Raw genomic sequence first — 19,399 nt, 5'->3', positions numbered from 1 at the left:
ACCCGCATCACTACGCAGGTGGTGCAGTCGGGTAGCAGCTTCGAGATGCCGCTGGCCTGGACCCTCATGGCGGTGATCGGCATCGCGATAGTGGCAATCTTCATGCACATCCGCGTTGTGCTTTACAAGAGGCTAAGCCTTGCCGTTGCGGCGTTTGATTGGGTCGCGGGTGGTGCGGCCCTGGCACAGACCCGCAACTGGGTTGCGATCAATCTGGGCCTTGGGGTGCTGGTATTACTCGTAACACTACTGCACTGAACGACCCGCTTCAAACTTCCCAGCCCTGATCACTCGCCTGGTCTTGACGCGCCTTTGTATTTTCAAATCAGCAAGGCCGCGCCGAAAATACCCACCATAGTGAAAGCCAGCACGACTTTGGCGATGAGCCCCACCATGATCCCTACCCATGTGGCAATGCCGACTTTGACAGCGCGTGCATGGTCTTTTCGTGCCAAGTACTCGCCAACGGCGGCGCCGACCAAAGGCATGAAGAGCACGCCCACCAAGCCCATGAAAAGACCGAGTACCGTGCCCACCGCTGCGCCCATCAGGGCCAGTTTGCTGGCGCCGGCTTTTTTGGCTCCCATGAGCCCGGCTACATACTCCAAACCCCAGGCCAATAACGCCAGCACACTGACCACCACCACGGTGGTCATGCCGACACGAGCGAAGTCGTCTATCCAAGCCCCCAGCACAATGCCGCCCCAAACCAACACGGTGCCTGGCAGCACGGGCAGCACGGTGCCCGCCAAACCCAGCAAAATCAAGGCAACACACAATATCCATAAAAAGGTAATTACCAAGATCGGCCCTCGAGGTCAAAATAGAGCGCGTATCGACTTTCATGTGGGTGTGTCTGATTGAACTTCAAGTGTTGGCCTGTATGACGAGATTGGCTGAGTAGCTTACAGCCAGCGATCACTCAGTGCGACTGCTACGCTCAGAAACCTTCCGCCGGATCGCCGATACGATGAATGTCTCTTGTGGGTCGGTTCGGGCTATGGCCTAAACTGACACCCTCCATCAGCAACTGACTGGCCGGTAACCGACGCATAGCCGACCGAGTTGGAGCGCAGACCCACGGTCCGCAGTGCCCGACCAGGATTCCCCGGGCCACGAAACCCGAATGTCCGCTGTCAGTCTGTTGCTGTCTGACTGGCATTCCGGACGAGCTTCTCTTGATGGCCGGATGTACTCAGTTGCGCATGTGCCGCATTGCAGCCATTGAAAGATCTGAGCTTCGGCGAACGTCGGCTTACGGGCAAGGGCGCCTACTCACACTGCCGGCCAGAAGCGGCCCAAGGGCTAACTGGAGCCAACGTATGCGACGAACCTGAATCGGTCAGTCACCCATCGCTCTAGTATGGACACACTAGGGCAGGTCAATGTAGAAACCCGCCGGGCAGCCTATTACTACAATTTGACCTATGCCGACCTGGGGCACATGGTCAAACAGTTTGACTGCTACGGCGAGTCACCAACACTTATCGATTGACGTCAACGATCACGCGGCCGCGAATTTTACCGTCGATGAGCTTCGCAGCTGTCGGAATGGCATCAGCAAGCGAAATCTCGGTGCTGATCATCTCCAGCTTGGAAACATCGAGATCGATGCCTAGGCGACGCCAAGCCTCAAGGCGATCCGGCCGCGGGCACATCACGCTGTCAATACCGGCCAGCGTCACGCCACGAAGGATGAACGGCGCGACCGTCGCCGGAAAATCCATCCCGCCGGCCAGCCCGCATGCCGTTACCACGCCGCGATACTTGGTGGTGGCGCAGATGTTTGCCAGGGTGTGACTGCCGACGACATCGACGGCGCCGCCCCAACGTTCCTTGCCCAGCGGTTTGCCCGGCGACGAGAATTCCGCGCGATTGAGCACTTCGCTTGCGCCCAGTCGTTTCAGGTAATCGGCTTCCTCGGTCCGTCCGCTGACCGCTACCACCGTATAACCAAGCTTCGCCAAGACGGTAGTTGCCACGCTGCCGACGCCACCGGCAGCGCCGGAAACGAGGATTTCCCCGTGCGCCGGCATCACCCCGTGGCGCTCCAGCGCCAGCACGCACAGCATGGCGGTATAACCGGCGGTGCCGATCGCCATGGCCTGCTGCGGCGAAAACTGCTTGGGCAGCGGAACCAGCCAGTCGCCCTTGAGCCGTGCCTTCTGGGCGAGCCCGCCCCAGTGTCCCTCGCCGACGCCCCAGCCGTTCAGCAGCACGCTGTCGCCCGGCTGGTAATCGGCGTGGGTGCTCGATTCGATGGTGCCGACCAGATCGATGCCCGGCACCATCGGGAAGCGTCGAACCACCGGCCCCTTGCCGGTGATGGCAAGACCGTCCTTGTAGTTGAGCGTCGAGTGACTGACGCGGACGGTGACTTCGCCCTCGGGCAACTGCGCATCGTCGATGTCCTTGAGATTGGCGCGATAGCCGGCGTCATCCTTCTCGATCAGAATGCCTTTGAACATGTTCATCTCCTCTATGATTTAGACCGGTCGTCTATAAAAAGTCAAAAAAATTAGGCCCACTGCAGCCCGGTGAAAAATCCCCGTGCAAAGATATCGAGCGGTTTGGCACTACGTTCAAGTTTGGCGCGCAAGACCGCGCCTTCCCAGCCGATCCAGAAAAAGCTGGCTTGTTGCGTGCAATCAACCGCGGCAGGAATCTGACCGTCCCGTTGCGCCGCTTCGAGACAACGGGCAAGGCGTCGCTCCCAGTCGTCAAACACGGCGTTGAGAAGCGCCCGAAAGCTCTCCGGCAGGGCCGCCATCTCCTGACCGAGATTACCGATCAGGCAGCCGCGGCGGAAATCGTGCCGCGCCATGCCGGCTTGTGCGTCGTCGACAAACGCCCTCAGGCGATCGAGTGGTGTCATTGATTCGTCAATGAAATGGCGCTCCAGCTTGCGGACAAAGTAGCTCGCGTAACGATCTATCAGCGCAGCCCCGAAAGCTTCCTTGCTATCGAAGTAGTGATAGAAGGAACCCTTCGGTACGCCAACCCGCTTGAGCACTTCGTCGATGCCCGTCGCCGCGAACCCCTTCTCGGTGAGCACCTCAAGCCCGGCGCGAAGCAGGAGCTCGCGCGTTTCGAGCGTGTCTTCGGGCCGCTTTGGCGGGCGGCCACGTTTGCGGAGCTGGGAATGCTGTATGTCCATGCGCACATTTTAGACCGGTCGTCTCATTTAATACAAGCCCTCCCTCTCATCACGCCCTTGGAATCAACGAGACTCGAACGGCCGCAACGAGGCGATTGCTACCGTAGCTTCCCGAAAGACGAATGTCAGCTCAGGGTCGAGTACGTATTCACCAGATGAAGAAGCTGCCGTTCGGGGCCATTAGACGCTGAACGGCAGGTATGCGCTAGATTGCTGTCTGACACCAGCCAATGGGGCAATGGCCGGATTGGCCGACGAGCGGGAATTGCCACTACTCCCCTGCTCCACTTCGTTTGACATTATTCCTCTTATCCAAATTTTTATAGTGTGGCCTCTAATATTCAGGCTCACTATACATACAGGTGTGTGTAAGTTCTAGCAAAGCTCGCCTCATCTATGATCCGGAACAGTGCATTATGCCTGTTGAAACTCGAATTATAGTCGTTCCACTCCCAACTGAACCTCTGATTGGCGGCACTTGCATCAAGCATCAATTCGTCACCTCTGGTTCTATCTTTACAACATTTTGCAGCGATGCTTGTCGCCCGATCTTTACTAGGAAAGACAATGTACCAAGTCCCGCTATTGGATCCCTGCTCAATATCAGGCACAAACTCCGCACTTCCGACGAATCTGGGTACCCTATCGAATCTTTCTATATAAAAATTTCCTCCAGCTTTAAACTTATCTTCAATCCAGCCGAGAATAGCGAAAAATTGCGCGTACCAAAAGTTGGCAAGTTCTGTTGCCGTATTTTCGACGAAGTTAAATGAAAATAGATTCGTGTGGTATGGCCTCTTTACGCCAAAAGCTTCAATATTTGAAAATCCTTCGATGCTCATGCGCCAAGACATGAAGGCTAGAACCATAACACAAATACTTTGACTGTTGATTTCCCTAGACATTTCACGATCATATGCTGCTATTTCCCGCCAACAGATCAAATGCGATGGCTGAATGTATTTTTTAAATATATGGCGCCTAACAGATCGGTATATTTTCCCTAGATCACTATTAAATTCGATTGAATGACTTCCGCTGCTTGGATTTAATTGTGTACGCCGTAAGGTAACCCAGCTTGCGTCTGAAGGAGCTATCGAAGTAGGCCACGGGCATTTGCCTGCCAATTTTTGGGAAATATCCATGATTAACCTAAGGGCGCTTTCATCCCGCTCTTCGAAAGTCGTTTGTGCCAATCTTGCTATTAGGCCAGGTGAAGCTTTCGAACTCGTAAATGCTTTTCTCCACCACTTCATGAATTCCTCACAAGCCGTATTCACTTCGCGCCGCTGATTGAAATCAAAACGACTGATCCCGAGTACCTTCTCTGGATCGAAATAGAGATGCCCGCATTTCGAAGTGTAGATATCCGACCTCCATGCAGAATCGTGAATAACACCACCATTAATTCTATGAGGAGATAATTCGCGAACAAGCCCGTTTTTTGCAACAGCCTTATAACAAACGGCACATCCTTTTTGGAGCGTCTTTTTGTGTATTGGGCATTCTGTAACCAGAGCCAGATCGAAAAGACTGCAGTGATAGCCAAATTTTAAACATTCTGGACAAAACCGAACTCCTTCGGCACGAAAGCGAGGCGGAAATACCGGGAAGCCCAACTCTTGCAGAAAACCAGCCTTAAGCCGATTCGACGCCACCCCAGTTAATTCACTAAAACGATCAAAATCAATCCAGTCACAATCGCGAAATGCAAGAGATATTAATTCTGCCCCCCCACTCCTCCTTATTGCATTTGCAATATCAGCCGGTTTGCAAAAGTTTAGGGCGATAAGCTTGCAAAAAATGCTCCAAGCCGATTCATAAGGAGCCGGATCAAACGGATGCCAAGTTAGTCTCTCGTGCATAGCGTTCTGGAAAAAATCAGCATCAGAGTTCAACAAGCCGCTATTGCGACATTAATCCGCAGAATTCCGCCAAATTACTTGAAGCTACGGCAGCGCTTACCATGTCGTCGTTTAGCCGAAATGTTGCTGCATCTTTCTTTCGATTTGAAAGTAACAAGTACTCCACGGTTCTTGTGAGGTGCTCCATGGGAACAGTTCCTGTCCCTAGAGACTTGGAGGCCTCTATCAAAGCAGGCCAGATAATAGGTGTGTAGTCCTTAAGCCTAAATCCGGACTCGTATGCCTCGGGAAGAAAAAAACGTGTATAGGTCCAAGTGCTATCTTCTGGAAATCGCTTTTCATTATCGTAGGCCACCAAAATCGTCGACAAGTCCTCTCGTCCGGCACATCCGTCAAAAGGTATTGGTTCGCTCAGAAAACGTGCGATCAAATTGAAGGACTTGGTGGTTAATAGAGCTGATCGTGTTTCCAGAATTTCTGGCTGTGCAAATCCGATAGTGGTCATTGCGATATCAGACATTTCAAGCCGATTGTGCAATACCAATAGAACTCGGAGATCTGCTTCGGACAGCATTTGCATTTCATCGATCAATAACACAAATTGTTTGCCTGCTCGTGCACTCACAGCGGTACGTATGTGAACGAGCAAGTGGGAAAGCATCTCCTTGTATGTTTGCCGTTTTTTTACGACCAATCCTTCTGCGTCAAGCAAATCAGAAACCAAGCCAGTGTCAGATGATGTTCTACGCTGATCAGCGCTAAGCCTAGTAATGTGTACATTGGGAAACTCGATAGACAGAAGGCGCTGTAAAACTGCCGCACAGCGAGTTTTCCCCATGCGTGGCCGGGAATATAGAAATGCCCCTGTTCTCCGTGTCCAGACCCGCTCGCGCACCAGACTATAGGTCTTGCTAATCATCGGCGTAAGGACGGTATAATCTTTTATGATAATTGGATGCTCGTTGAGCATGTCAACTCTTTGGTCGTCAGACAAGTTCAACTCTCGCGGTACCGTAATAGTCGCCATTCGTTCCTCCGATTAGCGCTTTCGATTGACCAACAGATTGAGATCTAGCGCGGGGGCATCCATTAATGCTGACGCTTCGCTCGTCCTTGAACGGCTTCCCAAAAAACTATCAGTGCCACTCTTTGTCGGCTCTATAAGTAATGGCAGTTCGCCTTCACGACTGACTCGTACTGCTTCCATTGCTTTACTTGGTGGCGGGGTAGGTGTTGAAACCCCCGCCTTTTTTTTCGGCAGCGAAAGATACCGAAGATACGCCTGTACTGGGTCATCGAATTCGGACAAAACTAATATTCTTCGGTGAATCAGACTATTGATTGCCTTTCTGGTTTTTCGGCTGTGTTTTGTTTGTGACCACCTTCCACTTGCCTTAAGGAATCCTAATTCAGCACCATTTGGGAGAAATGCCTTTACTTGACGCATATCCTCCTCGTCAATGTCGACCGTAATTTTCTTTCCAATTAGAGCCGCAGTCTCACCAAGCAGGTAACTCGTATAGCGAACTTGGTCTATCTGAACATAAGGGCGCCTTCCGGTACGCATACCTCCACGAACAACGCATTCCTTAAAGCATGGAATAATGGGGCTCGCAGTGACCGGTTTGGGTAGATGTCGGGCCAAGAAATGTGCCTCCTCACTCTCCGTAAAATATCGAATGAACTCAAGCGGAGAAAGATAGGAAATCCCAGCACTAGGAGTCGCGTTAAATTGCGCAAAATATACATCGACAAACTCTTCAGCATCTTTTGCACGGATTTTGTAGCGGACGGCCTTCTCTTCGGCCTTATCTGCCCTCCCTGTCCCAGGATTGGCACCCGTAGTAGACGGAAGCCGGCGAAATATATCGTCAGAGATACTTTTAAATAGTCGTTCGACGTTCGGACGCCGCTCGAAATGCCCTACCGGTCCCCAATTTAATGCGAAACCAAGGGAACGCCTAGCAGACTCTCTGACAGATTTTGCAAGATGTGCCAATGCACCATCTAATAATAGGCACCCCCAATTTGCCCCAAAACACTCTGGAATTACACCACTAGGCAGGCCTGCGCTCGCCGGGTACTCCAATCCGGAAATGGTGAGATTTTTCGGTTCCCACTTTTTGCCGACAGCATTCCTGATTACATGTACAACATCATCTGCGCTGACCTCGCTGCTATATACAATTGAATAAGCCAGCACTGCCGTTGAAGCCCTATCTATGGCGGCAATGAGCCACATGCGGTCTAACAAGACCTCAGTTTCTGTACCTTCGGGAGTTGCAAATAGAACAGTGAAGAATGCATTGATCGAGTACGCATCAATTTCAACTGCGTCGAAGGGTTCATCGAAGGCTAATAGAGGCTCAACGCCCTTGCCTACCGCGAGATGGGCTTTTGCTGCCTTTTCTTCTCTGGCATAGACGCCTCTGCCGAAATTAGCATTAAGCACATCTTTCATGAAACTCTGAATTGATCTAATCCCAAGGTACAAGGTGTTAAACGGCCATTCAGTTTTTGTTACACCATGTTCTCGCAGATAGTCGAGAAAGATGTGGTGCAGTGTAATAGCGCGAATTTTTTGCTCATTAATTTTCTTGGTTTTTGCTTCCTTTTTGATGAGCAGCACAAGTTCGTCATTAATCTTTGGGAACCTGGAGAGCAAGGCGCCTAGAGCTCCTGAATGCCCCGCTTTTTGTTGAGGGCGCTTTGCTTGCACCTCCTTCTTCCGAGTATAAGGAACAACCCTCACATATGGAATGAGTGCTCGGAAGCCCAATATTTGGCCATCTGAAGCAAGTTCCAAGCAGCGCTTGACCATACGAGGAAGATCCCAGCGAGGAATTCCGGTTCGCTCTTGTATCTCACCAGTTGGAACGCCAGTGAGATAAAGCGTTACAGCCATAACCTTCGCCTCAAACAACTCTGCTGAGCGCGAATCAAGTAAACTGATTTCAACCGTTGGCCAAGTAGCAATTGGAGGGAAACCTGTCGCTTCGGCACGGCTCCAACGATTACTCGCCATAAAGCCTCCAATTGGTACCCAACCCAAATGACCGATCTTCCAGGTTCAAATAGACTATCCCCGAGATAGACAGGCGTACCAACATTCCAAGAACAACAGAGGAATCGAAAGCTTGCAGTTCGGAAACTATCAATCTGACGTAACCGTTTTTTTTGTTGTTCAGGTATGCGACGAGAGCTGAACGGCATGGAGCATGCTCTTGCCCCCGAATAGCTGCCGCAAAACCAATGGCTTTAAGCCATCGCATTGCTAGCCTTGCGTTCGGACCGAGATCCTCATCGTTTATAATTCGGTACGCGGCACCTGCCTCGCGTGCAGCGGTAACCTGAGCTTGAAACTGAGAACGATCAGTTTCTTGGAGGGTTGTACCAGCTTTGACCTCATGCCACTCCACATGCCTGTCACGGTAAATTGCTATTGCGTCTAACTCTGTTGCCCGGGGCTCTTTGGCGTCATGAGAGATAACCGGTTCAGGAGCCAAATCGAATGACAACACCTCGCGATTAGACTCAAGAAAAACTAGCCAATGAACTAGTTGCCGATCGCTTGGAAGGAGCCAATCTCTATCCGTCTTCGGGCTATAAACAAGCCAAAGATTGCTTACGCGATGTCCTCGGGCCCGATAGGCATCAGGGATTGACCGTCTGAGCGATGATCTGGGTGACCTTCCAACTCCCGCCATGCGCAACTCCTAATCAGTGAAAAATACCGAAAGGTGCTACGGCTGCAATGTGGAAATATTAGATCAGTCGGTCGAATAGAGAAAGTATTACTTCCAAAGTAGAGAAGTAAATTTTCCACCGGAACTGCAGAACTACTTGAGTTCAAGAATGCAAGCTCTTGCCACGACGCAAAAATGCCATTGCCATGCAGCTCAATTTTCACTTCGCCCGACTCTCGATGTTTCACGCCGTCGCAGTTTAAGTTGAGACTTTCGCAGCTTAGGTCGAGATAGCTGATCACGACGCCACAAGGGATTTGGTAGATCAAGCCCTGTTCTATGCACTTGATACCTCGCAAATTAGGGCTTTGAGGCACTGGCGATAAAAAACCGTGAAACATCAAAGTCAAGCAGAAAGCATGCATTCGGGATTGCCATGAATGCGCGCAAAGCTGGATGTTGCATGCCACCAGAGATCGAAATTCGCGCAAACAGCAAACGCTTTGCAAATCGCGGTAGAAATCGACATCTCGTTCCATACACTAGGGCTATACAACCCTCGATGTGGTCCGTAATGGCGAAAGCAAAACTATGTTTTTCTTGTACCGAATGCGGTGCAACAAGTACGAAGTGGCAAGGGCAATGCGACGGCTGCGGCCAATGGAATACGCTGGTCGAATCCGTGGCCGAAAAGGCAACGCCTGCCAGTCGCTTTGAATCGCTCGCGCCAGGAGGCGCAAAACTCCGAAACCTGTCCGATATCGAAACGAAGGACATGGTGCGTATTGCAACTGGCATCGCGGAGTTTGATCGACCGTTGGGCGGCGGCCTGGTTGCCGGTGGAGTCGTTCTGATCGGCGGCGATCCTGGGATCGGCAAGAGCACCCTGCTGCTTCAGGCGCTATCGCTGCTGTCCGCATCGAGCAAGGTGCTCTACGTCAGCGGCGAGGAATCTGCTGAACAGGTGGCCATGCGGGCGCGGCGGCTTTCCCTTGAAACAGACAAGGTGCAACTCCTGACAGAAATCAATCTGGAGAAAATTCTTGGCGTCCTGCAAACGGAGGCGCCGCAAGTGGCGGTGATCGACTCGATCCAAACTCTTTGGTCAGATCAGCTTTCCAGTGCGCCGGGGTCGGTGGCGCAGGTCAGGGAATGCTCTGCTCAACTGACACGCCTCGCCAAACAGGCCGGGATCACGATCATCCTGGTCGGGCATGTCACCAAGGAAGGCGCTTTGGCGGGGCCACGCGTGCTGGAGCATATTGTCGATACCGTGCTTTATTTTGAGGGCGATCCGAATTCCAGTTTCCGCTTGATTCGCGCTTTCAAGAATCGATTTGGCGCCGTCAATGAGCTGGGCGTGTTTGCAATGACAGAACACGGCTTGAAGGGCGTAAACAATCCATCCGCGATATTCCTGTCGCAGCACAACCAAAACGTCTCTGGCTCTTGCGTGATGGTTACGCAAGAAGGCACTCGGCCGCTGTTGGTTGAGATTCAAGCGCTAGTCGATTCTGCGCACGGAAACCCACGGCGTCTAACGGTTGGCGTGGAAGGGCAGCGATTGGCCATGCTATTGGCGGTATTGCATCGGCACGGAGGTATTGCCTGTTTCGACCAGGACGTATTCGTCAATGCGGTCGGCGGGGTAAAGATCAGTGAGCCGGCTGCCGACCTTGCTGTACTGCTGTCGATCGTGTCATCCCTGACGAACCGCCCTCTTCCGGAAAAACTGGTGGCGTTCGGCGAAGTCGGGTTGGCCGGGGAGATACGCCCTGCTCCGCGTGGGCAAGAACGGTTGAAGGAAGCCGTCAAGCTCGGTTTTACAACCGCCATCGTGCCAGGAGGAAATAACCCCAAAAAGCCAATCGACGGACTGGAGGTTATTCCTGTGAATCGACTGGATGACGCGATTCGGAAACTTCGGGATCTGGGTTAAAGCCAGATACCATTGCCGGCTGCAAGTTGGTCGAGTTCAGTCGAGAAGGCCTTAATTAACCGCCCTTTTCCCTCGTTTCTGTAATTGGAATAAACGCGTGGTTATTCAGAAAATAGGGAACATCAGAACATCAATGTCCATTATGCCGAACGCCAGCGAACTAATCTTTATTGCCATCGCCACCCTGGCGGGGGGGCTTATTGGACGCATTCTGTTCATAATCGGCCGTTTCCTGCCCAGCCGAATGGAATGGTCGTGGAAACAGGAGATTATTGAACACACAGGGAACGGGGATATCTCCCCTGCCCCAGTCTTGGGATCGTTCGCATGCGGAAAATGCAAGGCTGGCATTCCGTCGATCCCTTGGATTGTGTTTTCCGCAAAGTGCAAAGGGGGGCACGCGGAAATCAGTGGGTGGCTAATGATGCTGGCAACGGGTGCTGTGACCGGGTGGGCGGCGTACTCGATAGGCAAAACAGGCAATCTATGGATGCTGGCAGGAACGCTTGCTTTCGCGTGGGCTTTGATCCTGTTGGCCATGATTGACATGGAAACCATGCTCTTGCCTGACGACATCACGCTCCCGCTGTTGTGGGCTGGACTGCTGTTTAACTTGAATCATGGCTTTGCCTCCCTCCCCTCTGCAGTCATCGGGGCTGCTGCTGGGTACATGGCGCTTTGGGTCGTCTTCTGGGTATTCAAAATACTGCGCGGCGTGGAAGGCTTGGGTTACGGTGACTTCAAGCTGCTGGCCGCGATTGGCGCTTGGCTGGGGTGGCAGGTTCTCCCCGGCGTGGTTATTTTGTCTGCCTTCGTTGGTTTGGCATTCGGCGTCTATTTCATGCTGGCCAAGGGGCATAAGCGGGATCAGCCGATGCCGTTTGGGCCGTATCTTGCAGTAGCAGGGCTGGTTGCAATGTTTTGCCCGAAGCAATTGATTGCCATCACCGGGATGGGGGTTTTATGATCCGCATTTCTGCCGCAAACGCAGCAGGGATTGGGCCAGTTCAAACTGGCGCCAGGATTTCCATTGCGGAGTTCCGTGCCATAAACGCAGGCACCGCCCTACCCTCCGCTATTACGGAAAATGCCGCTCCGCAGCGAAAGGCTAAGACGACAAGGCGTCAATCCCCCGAAGAGGATCTGCACCGCGAATGCGTTGCGTGGGCAGAGTTGCACCAGCATGTCTACCCAGTTTTGCGATGGCTGGTGCATGTGCCAAACGGGGGCAAGCGCTCTGCGGGCGAAGGCGGCAAGCTCAAGGCGATGGGGGCCAAGAAAGGATTCCCTGACCTGTTTATCCCGCACAAGTCGGGACGGTGGGCCGGGTTCGTTATGGAACTGAAAAGCCCGACCGGCCAACCGACAACCGAGCAGAGAGATTGGCTGAACATGTTTGACGACCAAGGATATCTGGTTAGCGTTGGCCGCTCCCTTGAGTTCTTTGTCGCAAAGATCAATGAATACCTGAAAGGGTAAGTTTCACGGCATTCGACTGGCCGACGATAGTCGATTTTTTGGAGTATCAACAGCATGAATAAACAAGAACTGATTGCAGCTATCGCCGAAAAGACCGAGGTTTCCCAGGCCGTCGCCGGCCGCGTGGTGGCCTGTGTCCTCGATACCATCGTGGATACGGTCAGCGCCGGCGGTGAAGTTGCCATCACCGGCTTCGGCTCCTTCGGGGTCGCCGAGCGCGCCGCCAAGGAAGGCCGCAATCCGGCGACGGGCGACAAGATCAAGATCCCTGCTACCAAGGCGCCGCGCTTCAAGGCCGGAAAGGTCTTCAAGGACAAGGTGAAGGGCGCCTGACACGCCCCATGAGGCCGCCGACATCCGCTCAACGCGGATGTCAGCGGCACCATGTTCTGTATGGGGAAAGCCTACTATGCATCCCTTCTATCTGCGAAACTATCGCTATGAACAAAATTCTTGCCCAGCCGCAGGCTACTGACACTTTCATCCCCCACGGCGTCACGCTGGCGATGGAGATTGAGCCGGGACGGAATCGGGAGACGATGCGTTTATGCGAAATCCCGGCTGGCAACGATCTCGAAGCCATCGATGCATGGTTACGGGCGCATTGCGATAACCCGAACACCTTCGATTCCTATCGCAAAGAAGCCGCACGGCTCCTAACCTTCTGCTCTGATGTTCTTCATCGCCAAGTAAGCGACATGCGCTACGACGACATTGTGGCGTTTCGGGAGTGGCTAACAAAACCTCCGGCTTACCATGTGGGGCCGGCAAAGCCGCTCAACGACAAGAAGTGGAAGCCGTTTAGCAAACCAAAAATGGCCGCTTCCTCTGTGCGGCAGTCCATAACGGTGGTTCATGGCCTGTTTTCTTTCTTGGTCAAAGTAGGCTACCTGGCGAGCAATCCAGTATCCACATTCAGAACGCTCAACAAGGAGAAGCGGAGGAAAGGCGCCCCGAAAAGCATGTCGAATCGGCTGGTCGAAGCCATGGATCGGTACTTCAATGCCCAGCAAGAAGGTGATCCAGACATCGAGCGCAAGCGGTTCATGTTCTACTTCTATGAACTGACTGGGATACGGCGTTCTGAAGCACTTGGGCGAATGTCAGACTTTCAATGTGAGGACGGTTGGTTTTTGGAAGTTCTTGGCAAAGGGAGTGTGGAACGTAGCGTGGCGATTAGTCACGATGCGATCGAGGTGCTGCGGCGCTACCGCGAGCACAGAGGTCTTTCGCCTTACCCAAGCGCGAAAGAGGTGGAAGTACCGATCATTGCGCCGATTCGTGGACCTATGAGAATCCTGTCTTCGCGACAACTGGGGGTTATCTGGAAGTCTATGTTCAAGGAGGCCGATGCTTGGCTGGAAGCGCAGGGAGACCCTGCTGCAGGCTCAATCAAGGGCTTTCACGCGCACTCGTTAAGACACACAGCCGCCACACGATGGCTCAAGAATGGCGTGCCGCTCTCTGCTGTTCGTGATCAGTTGGGGCACAGCAATATTCGAACGACCTCGATTTACCTGAACGACGAAAAAGAGGAACGGCTACGGGCAATCAATGCCAAGGGTAGCCGGGTGAAACAAAAAACGGCGCCTGAATAGTCGGCGCCGTTTTCCTTGGATGTTAGCAGGAGGGGCTAGTTCCCCTTGACTTCCGAGAACCAAACTTTGGCAATGAAGCCAATCCAGTATCAATACTGTTTTCGAGCAAGGCCGAGAAAGCAAGAGCCTGGGGATTAGTAGATGTCATGCAGCAGGAGCTTGCCCCCACTTTTCAAATACACGCCGTACTGCTCGGAAATACTTTGGCGACACATTTCGATCAATTCGGCATCGGCGCGGGAGACGCTCTGTCCCTGGTCGATGCGGGGGGTAAGCTGGTCGATCTGCCGGCGACACAGGCGTATGCGCTGGATCGCTTTGTTTTGGGTATCACCAGCCATATCGGCAAGAACGACCTGATCGGGCGGTATTGGCGCAGCAAAGCCATTCGCTTTCACGGACGCAATTTGGGGAGGTAGCGATAGATCCTCTCTTGGCAGCGGTATTGGCGTTACGGGATGCTCGACGGGCGAAATGACGGCAGGGTGACGTTGCCCTGGCTGCCCTGCCCCATTAATTCGACTCTGCAGCTTTGGAATCAGGCCTTCAGGATCATTGCCTTTGTAAAACTCGGCGAAGGAATCCGCTTCAGCTTTCGTCGTGATGTCTGCGAATCTGGCACGGTAAATCGCCATCTCTGCTTCTTTGCGATGGGCATACTTCGCCTCATGGGCTTTTTCCAAAGCATCGAGCAGCCCAGATTCCGTCAGGATCTTAGTGACCAATCCAGGGCGAATGAGTTTGTATTCCGAGGCTTCGGCAGACGCAGTAAAAAAGGCAGAAGAGCAGGCTGTGTAAGCTGCTGGACTATCGCTTGGGCAATGGGCGTCGGCGTACCCATTGTTCTGGCTGCGTCGGCCATTAAAACCGGGGATGTCTAAATAAAGACGGCGCTGCGCAAGGTCGGCACGCAGGTACTCAAGGCAGGTTACATTCGGTGTGCCGGCGACGGTGGAAGCCCATTGGTCGCTAAATTTCCAACTGCTCTTTTTGTAGAGACAGAGCCTGGGCAGCGCGTCGCGTACCGCATCTGGCGCATTGGATAGTTGAATTGCCCACTTGCCAATAGGAAGGGTGTCGGTTGCTGAAAGCGCTAACGACGACAAGCAAACCAAAAGAGCGGGTAATGCGATTCGTAAAATTTTGGGCGTGTCCGGAATTTTGTGTAAACGGGGTTTGAGTTAAACGTTGTTCATCCGGTCTTCGAACTGGATAGTAAATCGGGTCAGTGCAGCCTTCCAATCCCGAATGGGCAAGGTCCATTTCTGGCTGATGTTGCGGAGCGCCAGGTAGAACAGTTTCATCAGTGCCTCATCGCTCGGAAACGAACCGCGATTTTTGGTGATTTTTCTCAGGCTCATGTTCACCGACTCAATCGCATTGGTCGTGTAGATGACTTTCCGTATCTCGGGCGGGTAGTCAAAAAACGGCGTGATGCGTGACCAATTCCGGCGCCAGGACTGGCTGATGGGCAGGTAGGCATCGTCCCATTTGTCCTCGAATTCACCGAGCATCTGCTCGGCTTCATCGGCGGTGGCACTGGTGTATATCCGCCGCAGGTCAGCGGCAACGGCCTTGCGCATCTTCCACGAGACATAGTTCAGGCTGTGCCGGACCATATGGACGACGCACAGCTGAACGGCAGCACGCGGATAGACTGCTTCAATGGCCTCCGGAAATCCCTTCAAGCCATCGACGCAGGCAATGAAGACATCCTGTACGCCTCGATTCTTCAATTCCGTCACCACTTGCAGCCAGAATTTTGCGCCTTCCGTCTGGGCAATCCACAGGCCGAGCACTTCCTTCTCACCGGCCAGGTTGAGTCCAATCGCCATATAGACGGCCTTGACGCGCACGCTGCCATCCCTGACTTTGACGTGGATACAGTCCAGATAGACGATGGGGTAAATGCTGTCCAGCGGCCGTGATTGCCAGGCCTTGGCTTCTTCAATCACGGCATCCGTGACCGATGAAATCAGCGTCGGCGACACCTCCGTGCCGTACATCTCTTCCAGGTGTGACTGGATTTCGCGGACCGTCATGCCTCGGGCGTAAAGCGACAGAATCTTGTCGTCAAAGCCCGTCCAGCGGGTCTGGTGCTTGGGAATCAACTGCGGCTCGAAGGTGCCGTGGCGGTCACGGGGAATTTCTATCGGCAGTTCGCCGAACTCCCCTTTGAGCGTCTTCCTGCTCTTCCCGTTGCGCGTATTGCCGGCAGGATTCTCTACCGGCTCATTCTTGCCGTGGCCGAGGTGGTCGGCCATCTCCGCTTCCAACGCCTTCTCGACCAGCAACTTGGTGAGCTGCTTGAGCAAGCCGTTCTCGCCAATCAGGTCTTCCGGTTTCCGATAGTCAGCCAGCAGGCTGTCCAGCAACTCCTTCGGTACTGCTTTCTTTGCTACGGCCATCATCGCTCCTTGGGGCGCGGCAGTTTCCTGCCAAATGACCGTTTACACAAAAATTCTTACACGCCCAAAATTTTCATAAATGACGCAAGTTATTCCGCAGCAGTTTTGCCCTTGCGAGGGCGTGCAGGTTTGGTTTGCTTGGCGATGAAATCAATGAATGCCGACTTTGTGCGCAAATTGCCGACTAGCGTTGTATAAGAATGATCCGCTAATTCACTGCCAAAGCGGCTGATTATCAACTTCCCTGCGGGGCTTACGATAAACGCAGTGGCAAAGTCAATTTGTTGTTGCGCAGTGAGTTCAGGAACAACCTTTGACTGTGCCATTTGTCGCTCATCGGCAGACCGATCTTGCGCTTCTTTTCTTTCTTTAGCGGTCGAGGCGCTCAACGCCTTCTGATTGGCCTGGGTGCGTTCAATATCTGAAAGCATTGCCCCGTCGCGCAGGAGCGTCATGAAGTATCGCGACGGCTTCCCAATCGCAGTCTGTTTTGCCCGGTGCCTGACAAGCTCAATCACCTCGTCAATCCGTTCATTCGTAAACTCGTCTCGATTGGCCATGATCTCTTTGAAATCGCTTGAGGTAAGACCAAATTCCTTGCGCAAGATTTCGAATTTCGTGTGAAGTTCGTGGGCCTCGGAAAATCGCGTTTTGTATTCAGGATTGTTGTTAACCTTGAAACGAATCGCTGTTACTCGCCGCCAGTCACGACGTTCTTCGAGAGAAATGTTGATATCCGATACTTCATTGATCTGCGCGATGGCCGGTTTGAGAACGTCTCTTTTCAGAAACTTGTAGTCAGGAGACTTGGGCTGGTACGTGCAAACCCACTCTGCCCGAAATTCATCGGGCGTCATCCAAGGTGATTCCCCGTCAAGACGAAACTTCAACAGCCGTTCGTAAATGTCGTAGGCGTAGATGGATTTGAAGCTGTTCCCAACAACGATAGACAAGAATGGCGTCGCATGTGGTGATGAAACCACTCGCTTCATGTCATCGTCAATCGCGAATTGGATACGCCCTTCCGCAATGAAAAATTTTGGCAACAATGAGACGGCGCCAGCCGCGTCATTATCGGGATTGTCGTGATCGAGAATTGAAAGTTCTACGGCAGCCTTTTGGCATTCCCGAAGCGATTTTTGCAAATGCTTGATATTCCGGCTACCACTGTAGTTTGCCAGCCACAGGAAATAACTGAGGTCTACGTCGTGATTGTGACTTTCAGGGTTTTGGCTGGCAATGAAATAAACCGCATTTATTGCCCGTTTGCTAACAAGTGTTAGCCCGGTAATCTCTATCAGCGCCGGATGTTTGTTGAACCCGAAGTCAACGGGAGACTCGACAATCCCCTTCTTGCCGCGGTCGAACTCCTCGAAAATATCAAAGCTTCGTTGAAGCTGCGCAACAAGCGCTTTTCCTTGAGATTTTTCAGATGACGCCATGATGTAAGGTGAAGTCAGACAATCGTATATCCGCACCTTATGCTCTCAGGGGTAAAGTGTCAACCGTGTGACTTCACCTGATGAGGTGGTCGTCGATCAACGCCTGGCTCTTGGGTTTTGAGTGGTTGTATAGAAAAGCAAGCAAGCGCTTTTTGTTTTTAAAGCAAAAGCAAAGCAGAGAGACTATGTTGTTTAGTAAAAACAATAAGATATACGGCAACAGGTGCGAATCGTTGTGACGTAGGTGAAGGTGGTTGTGCTACAGGTGAAGATAATTGTGTGGCCGTCGGGTGAAGTAGTTTGTGCTGTAGGTGAAGGTACTTGTGCTGTAGGTGAAAGTAATTGTGAAAAAAGCCATTTCTCAGGTGAAGATAATTGTGTTTGGCGGAACGTCGATAAAACAATGCCTTACGCATCAGGTGAAGGTTTTTGTGCTTAGGTGAAAGTTTTTGTGAAAGTGCACGGCGGTTACTTGGGGTTGAGGTCAAGTAGCGGCAAGGACGCCTACTGTCACAATCTCCTAAAAAAATCAGAATAATCAATGGTGTTCAACTTGCACGCTTGCGAAACACCTATCAGGTGAAGGTTGTTGTGCGGAACGTTCTGAGGCTGAATTCAGGCCAAGGGGGGATCAGGTGAAGGGTTTTGTGCAAGTTTCACCCTGTCCTGTCCTGCCCTGCTGATTGGCAGGGTGTTCGCTATCAGGTGAAGGTTGTTGTGCAAAACGCTCCGGGGCTGAATTCAGGCCAAGGGGGGATCAGGTGAAGGGTTTTGTGCAAGTTTCACCCTGCCCTGCCCTGCTGATTGGCAGGGTGTTCGCTATCAGGTGAAGGTTGTTGTGCAAAACGCTCCGGGGCTGAATTCAGGCCAAGGGGGGGATCAGGTGAAGGGTTTTGTGCAAGTTTCGCCCTGCCCTAACCTGTTGATTGGCAGGGTGTTCGCTATCAGGTGAAGGTTGTTGTGCAGAACGCTCCGGGCCTGAGTTCAGGCCAAGGGGGGGATCAGGTGAAGGGTTTTGTGCAAGTTTCACCCTGTCCTGCCCTGCTGATTGGCAGGGTGTTCGCTATCAGGTGAAGGTTGTTGTGCAAAACGCTCCGGGGCTGAATTCAGGCCAAGGGGGGATCAGGTGAAGGGTTTTGTGCAAGTTTCGCCCTGCCCTAACCTGTTGATTGGCAGGGGGTTCGCTATCAGGTGAAGGTTGTTGTGCAGAACGCTCCGGGCCTGAGTTCAGGCCAAGGGGGGGATCAGGTGAAGAGTTTTGTGCAAGTTTCGCCCTGCCCTAACCTGTTGATTGGCAGGGTGTTCGTTATCAGGTGAAGACTGTTGTGCAGAACGCGCCGGGCCTGAGTTCAGGCCAAGGGGGGATCAGGTGAAGGGTTTTGTGCAAGTTTCACCCTGCCCTAACCTGTTGATTGGCAGGGTGTTCGTTATCAGGTGAAGACTGTTGTGCAGAACGCGCCGGGCCTGAGTTCAGGCCAAGGGGGGATCAGGTGAAGGGTTTTGTGCAAGTTTCACCCTGCCCTAACCTGTTGATTGGCAGGGTGTTCGTTATCAGGTGAAGGTCTTTGTGAAAGAGCACGGCGTTTCCGTGGGGGTGGAGGTCAAGTAGTGGAAAGGAGGCCTACTATTACAGCCACCAAAAAAGATCAGAATAATCAATGGTGTTCAACTTGCACGCTTGCGAAACACCTATCAGGTGAAGGTTGTTGTGCGGAACGTTCTGAGGCTGAATTCAGGCCAAGGGAGATCAGGTGAAGGGTTTTGTGCAAGTTTCACCCTGCCCTAACCTGTTGATTGGCAGGGTGTTCGCTATCAGGTGAAGACT

The 19,399-nt window shown here is 52.6% G+C and carries 15 protein-coding genes; 6 read left to right on the top strand and 9 right to left on the bottom strand.

The features are described 5' to 3' along the window. Window positions 1-45: 45 nt before the first annotated feature. Window positions 46-258: a hypothetical protein gene (locus AADV58_RS17430; RefSeq protein ID WP_197022696.1), complete on the top strand. Its 213-nt coding sequence runs from the start codon at window positions 46-48 to the stop codon at window positions 256-258. 62 nt (window positions 259-320) lie between these two features. Here the strand turns inward: AADV58_RS17430 and AADV58_RS17425 are convergent, their stop codons facing one another. From AADV58_RS17425 to AADV58_RS17400, 6 genes are all read right to left on the bottom strand, one after another. Then, a complete protein-coding gene (locus AADV58_RS17425; RefSeq protein ID WP_043387488.1) occupies window positions 321-803 on the bottom strand; it encodes a DUF456 domain-containing protein in 483 nt (160 codons plus the stop codon). 681 nt (window positions 804-1,484) lie between these two features. Continuing rightward, entirely contained in the window at window positions 1,485-2,468 is a 984-nt protein-coding gene (locus AADV58_RS17420; protein WP_168943194.1) for an MDR family oxidoreductase, read from the bottom strand. Window positions 2,469-2,518: 50 nt separating this feature from the next. After that, on the bottom strand, window positions 2,519-3,157 hold the full coding sequence (locus tag AADV58_RS17415; protein ID WP_168943193.1) for a TetR/AcrR family transcriptional regulator: 639 nt from the start codon (window positions 3,155-3,157) through the stop codon (window positions 2,519-2,521). A 350-nt stretch (window positions 3,158-3,507) separates the two neighbouring features. Beyond that, a complete protein-coding gene (locus AADV58_RS17410) occupies window positions 3,508-5,058 on the bottom strand; it encodes a hypothetical protein (RefSeq protein ID WP_341743066.1) in 1,551 nt (516 codons plus the stop codon). A gap of 4 nt (window positions 5,059-5,062) precedes the next feature. Next, window positions 5,063-6,049, bottom strand: a complete 987-nt coding sequence (locus AADV58_RS17405) for an ATP-binding protein (RefSeq protein WP_341743067.1) — start codon at window positions 6,047-6,049, stop codon at window positions 5,063-5,065. Between the two features lie 12 nt (window positions 6,050-6,061). Beyond that, window positions 6,062-8,047: a hypothetical protein gene (locus tag AADV58_RS17400; RefSeq protein ID WP_341743068.1), complete on the bottom strand. Its 1,986-nt coding sequence runs from the start codon at window positions 8,045-8,047 to the stop codon at window positions 6,062-6,064. Window positions 8,048-9,282: 1,235 nt separating this feature from the next. On the opposite strand from AADV58_RS17400, the gene radA reads away from it, so the two are divergent. The 5 genes from radA (at window position 9,283) to AADV58_RS17375 (ending at window position 13,724) form a co-directional block, all read left to right on the top strand. Continuing rightward, window positions 9,283-10,647 carry a DNA repair protein RadA gene (gene radA / locus AADV58_RS17395; protein WP_341744843.1) on the top strand — a complete coding sequence of 455 codons (1,365 nt, stop codon included), beginning with the start codon at window positions 9,283-9,285 and terminating at the stop codon, window positions 10,645-10,647. A 97-nt stretch (window positions 10,648-10,744) separates the two neighbouring features. Next, a complete protein-coding gene (locus AADV58_RS17390; protein WP_341744842.1) occupies window positions 10,745-11,614 on the top strand; it encodes an A24 family peptidase in 870 nt (289 codons plus the stop codon). Next, window positions 11,611-12,126, top strand: coding sequence for a VRR-NUC domain-containing protein (locus AADV58_RS17385; RefSeq protein ID WP_341744841.1), 516 nt, complete (start codon window positions 11,611-11,613; stop codon window positions 12,124-12,126). Before AADV58_RS17390 ends, AADV58_RS17385 begins: the two co-directional genes overlap by 4 nt. Window positions 12,127-12,180: 54 nt before the next feature. After that, window positions 12,181-12,459 (top strand): HU family DNA-binding protein, encoded by a 279-nt coding sequence (locus tag AADV58_RS17380; protein WP_341744840.1) that lies wholly within the window; start codon window positions 12,181-12,183, stop codon window positions 12,457-12,459. Between the two features lie 107 nt (window positions 12,460-12,566). Further along, a complete protein-coding gene (locus AADV58_RS17375) occupies window positions 12,567-13,724 on the top strand; it encodes a tyrosine-type recombinase/integrase (RefSeq protein ID WP_341744839.1) in 1,158 nt (385 codons plus the stop codon). A 134-nt stretch (window positions 13,725-13,858) separates the two neighbouring features. Here the strand turns inward: AADV58_RS17375 and AADV58_RS17370 are convergent, their stop codons facing one another. From AADV58_RS17370 to AADV58_RS17360, 3 genes are all read right to left on the bottom strand, one after another. Next, a complete protein-coding gene (locus tag AADV58_RS17370) occupies window positions 13,859-14,830 on the bottom strand; it encodes a hypothetical protein (protein ID WP_341744838.1) in 972 nt (323 codons plus the stop codon). Between the two features lie 75 nt (window positions 14,831-14,905). Continuing rightward, a complete protein-coding gene (locus AADV58_RS17365) occupies window positions 14,906-16,132 on the bottom strand; it encodes an IS256 family transposase (RefSeq protein ID WP_341744845.1) in 1,227 nt (408 codons plus the stop codon). Window positions 16,133-16,221: 89 nt separating this feature from the next. Then, a complete protein-coding gene (locus AADV58_RS17360; RefSeq protein WP_341744837.1) occupies window positions 16,222-17,574 on the bottom strand; it encodes a replication initiation protein in 1,353 nt (450 codons plus the stop codon). Between the last annotated feature and the right edge of the window lie 1,825 nt (window positions 17,575-19,399).

Origin of the sequence: Azonexus hydrophilus (assembly GCF_038368255.1) — a bacterium.
Taxonomy (GTDB): Bacteria; Pseudomonadota; Gammaproteobacteria; order Burkholderiales; family Rhodocyclaceae; genus Azonexus; species Azonexus hydrophilus.
Note: the sequence above shows the minus strand (reverse complement) of the source record. Positions and strands in the feature narration are given on the sequence as shown.

Bases quoted from the DNA above. Each gene is read 5' to 3' on its own strand.
- AADV58_RS17400 (WP_341743068.1), bottom strand. From the start codon at position 8,047: ATGGCGAGTAATCGTTGGAGCCGTGCCGAAGCGACAGGTTTCCCTCCA.
- radA (WP_341744843.1), top strand. From the start codon at position 9,283: ATGGCGAAAGCAAAACTATGTTTTTCTTGTACCGAATGCGGTGCAACA.
- AADV58_RS17405 (WP_341743067.1), bottom strand. From the start codon at position 6,049: ATGGCGACTATTACGGTACCGCGAGAGTTGAACTTGTCTGACGACCAA.
- AADV58_RS17385 (WP_341744841.1), top strand. From the start codon at position 11,611: ATGATCCGCATTTCTGCCGCAAACGCAGCAGGGATTGGGCCAGTTCAA.
- AADV58_RS17365 (WP_341744845.1), bottom strand. From the start codon at position 16,132: ATGGCCGTAGCAAAGAAAGCAGTACCGAAGGAGTTGCTGGACAGCCTG.
- AADV58_RS17420 (WP_168943194.1), bottom strand. From the start codon at position 2,468: ATGTTCAAAGGCATTCTGATCGAGAAGGATGACGCCGGCTATCGCGCC.
- AADV58_RS17430 (WP_197022696.1), top strand. From the start codon at position 46: ATGCCGCTGGCCTGGACCCTCATGGCGGTGATCGGCATCGCGATAGTG.
- AADV58_RS17375 (WP_341744839.1), top strand. From the start codon at position 12,567: ATGAACAAAATTCTTGCCCAGCCGCAGGCTACTGACACTTTCATCCCC.
- AADV58_RS17415 (WP_168943193.1), bottom strand. From the start codon at position 3,157: ATGGACATACAGCATTCCCAGCTCCGCAAACGTGGCCGCCCGCCAAAG.
- AADV58_RS17380 (WP_341744840.1), top strand. From the start codon at position 12,181: ATGAATAAACAAGAACTGATTGCAGCTATCGCCGAAAAGACCGAGGTT.
- AADV58_RS17360 (WP_341744837.1), bottom strand. From the start codon at position 17,574: ATGGCGTCATCTGAAAAATCTCAAGGAAAAGCGCTTGTTGCGCAGCTT.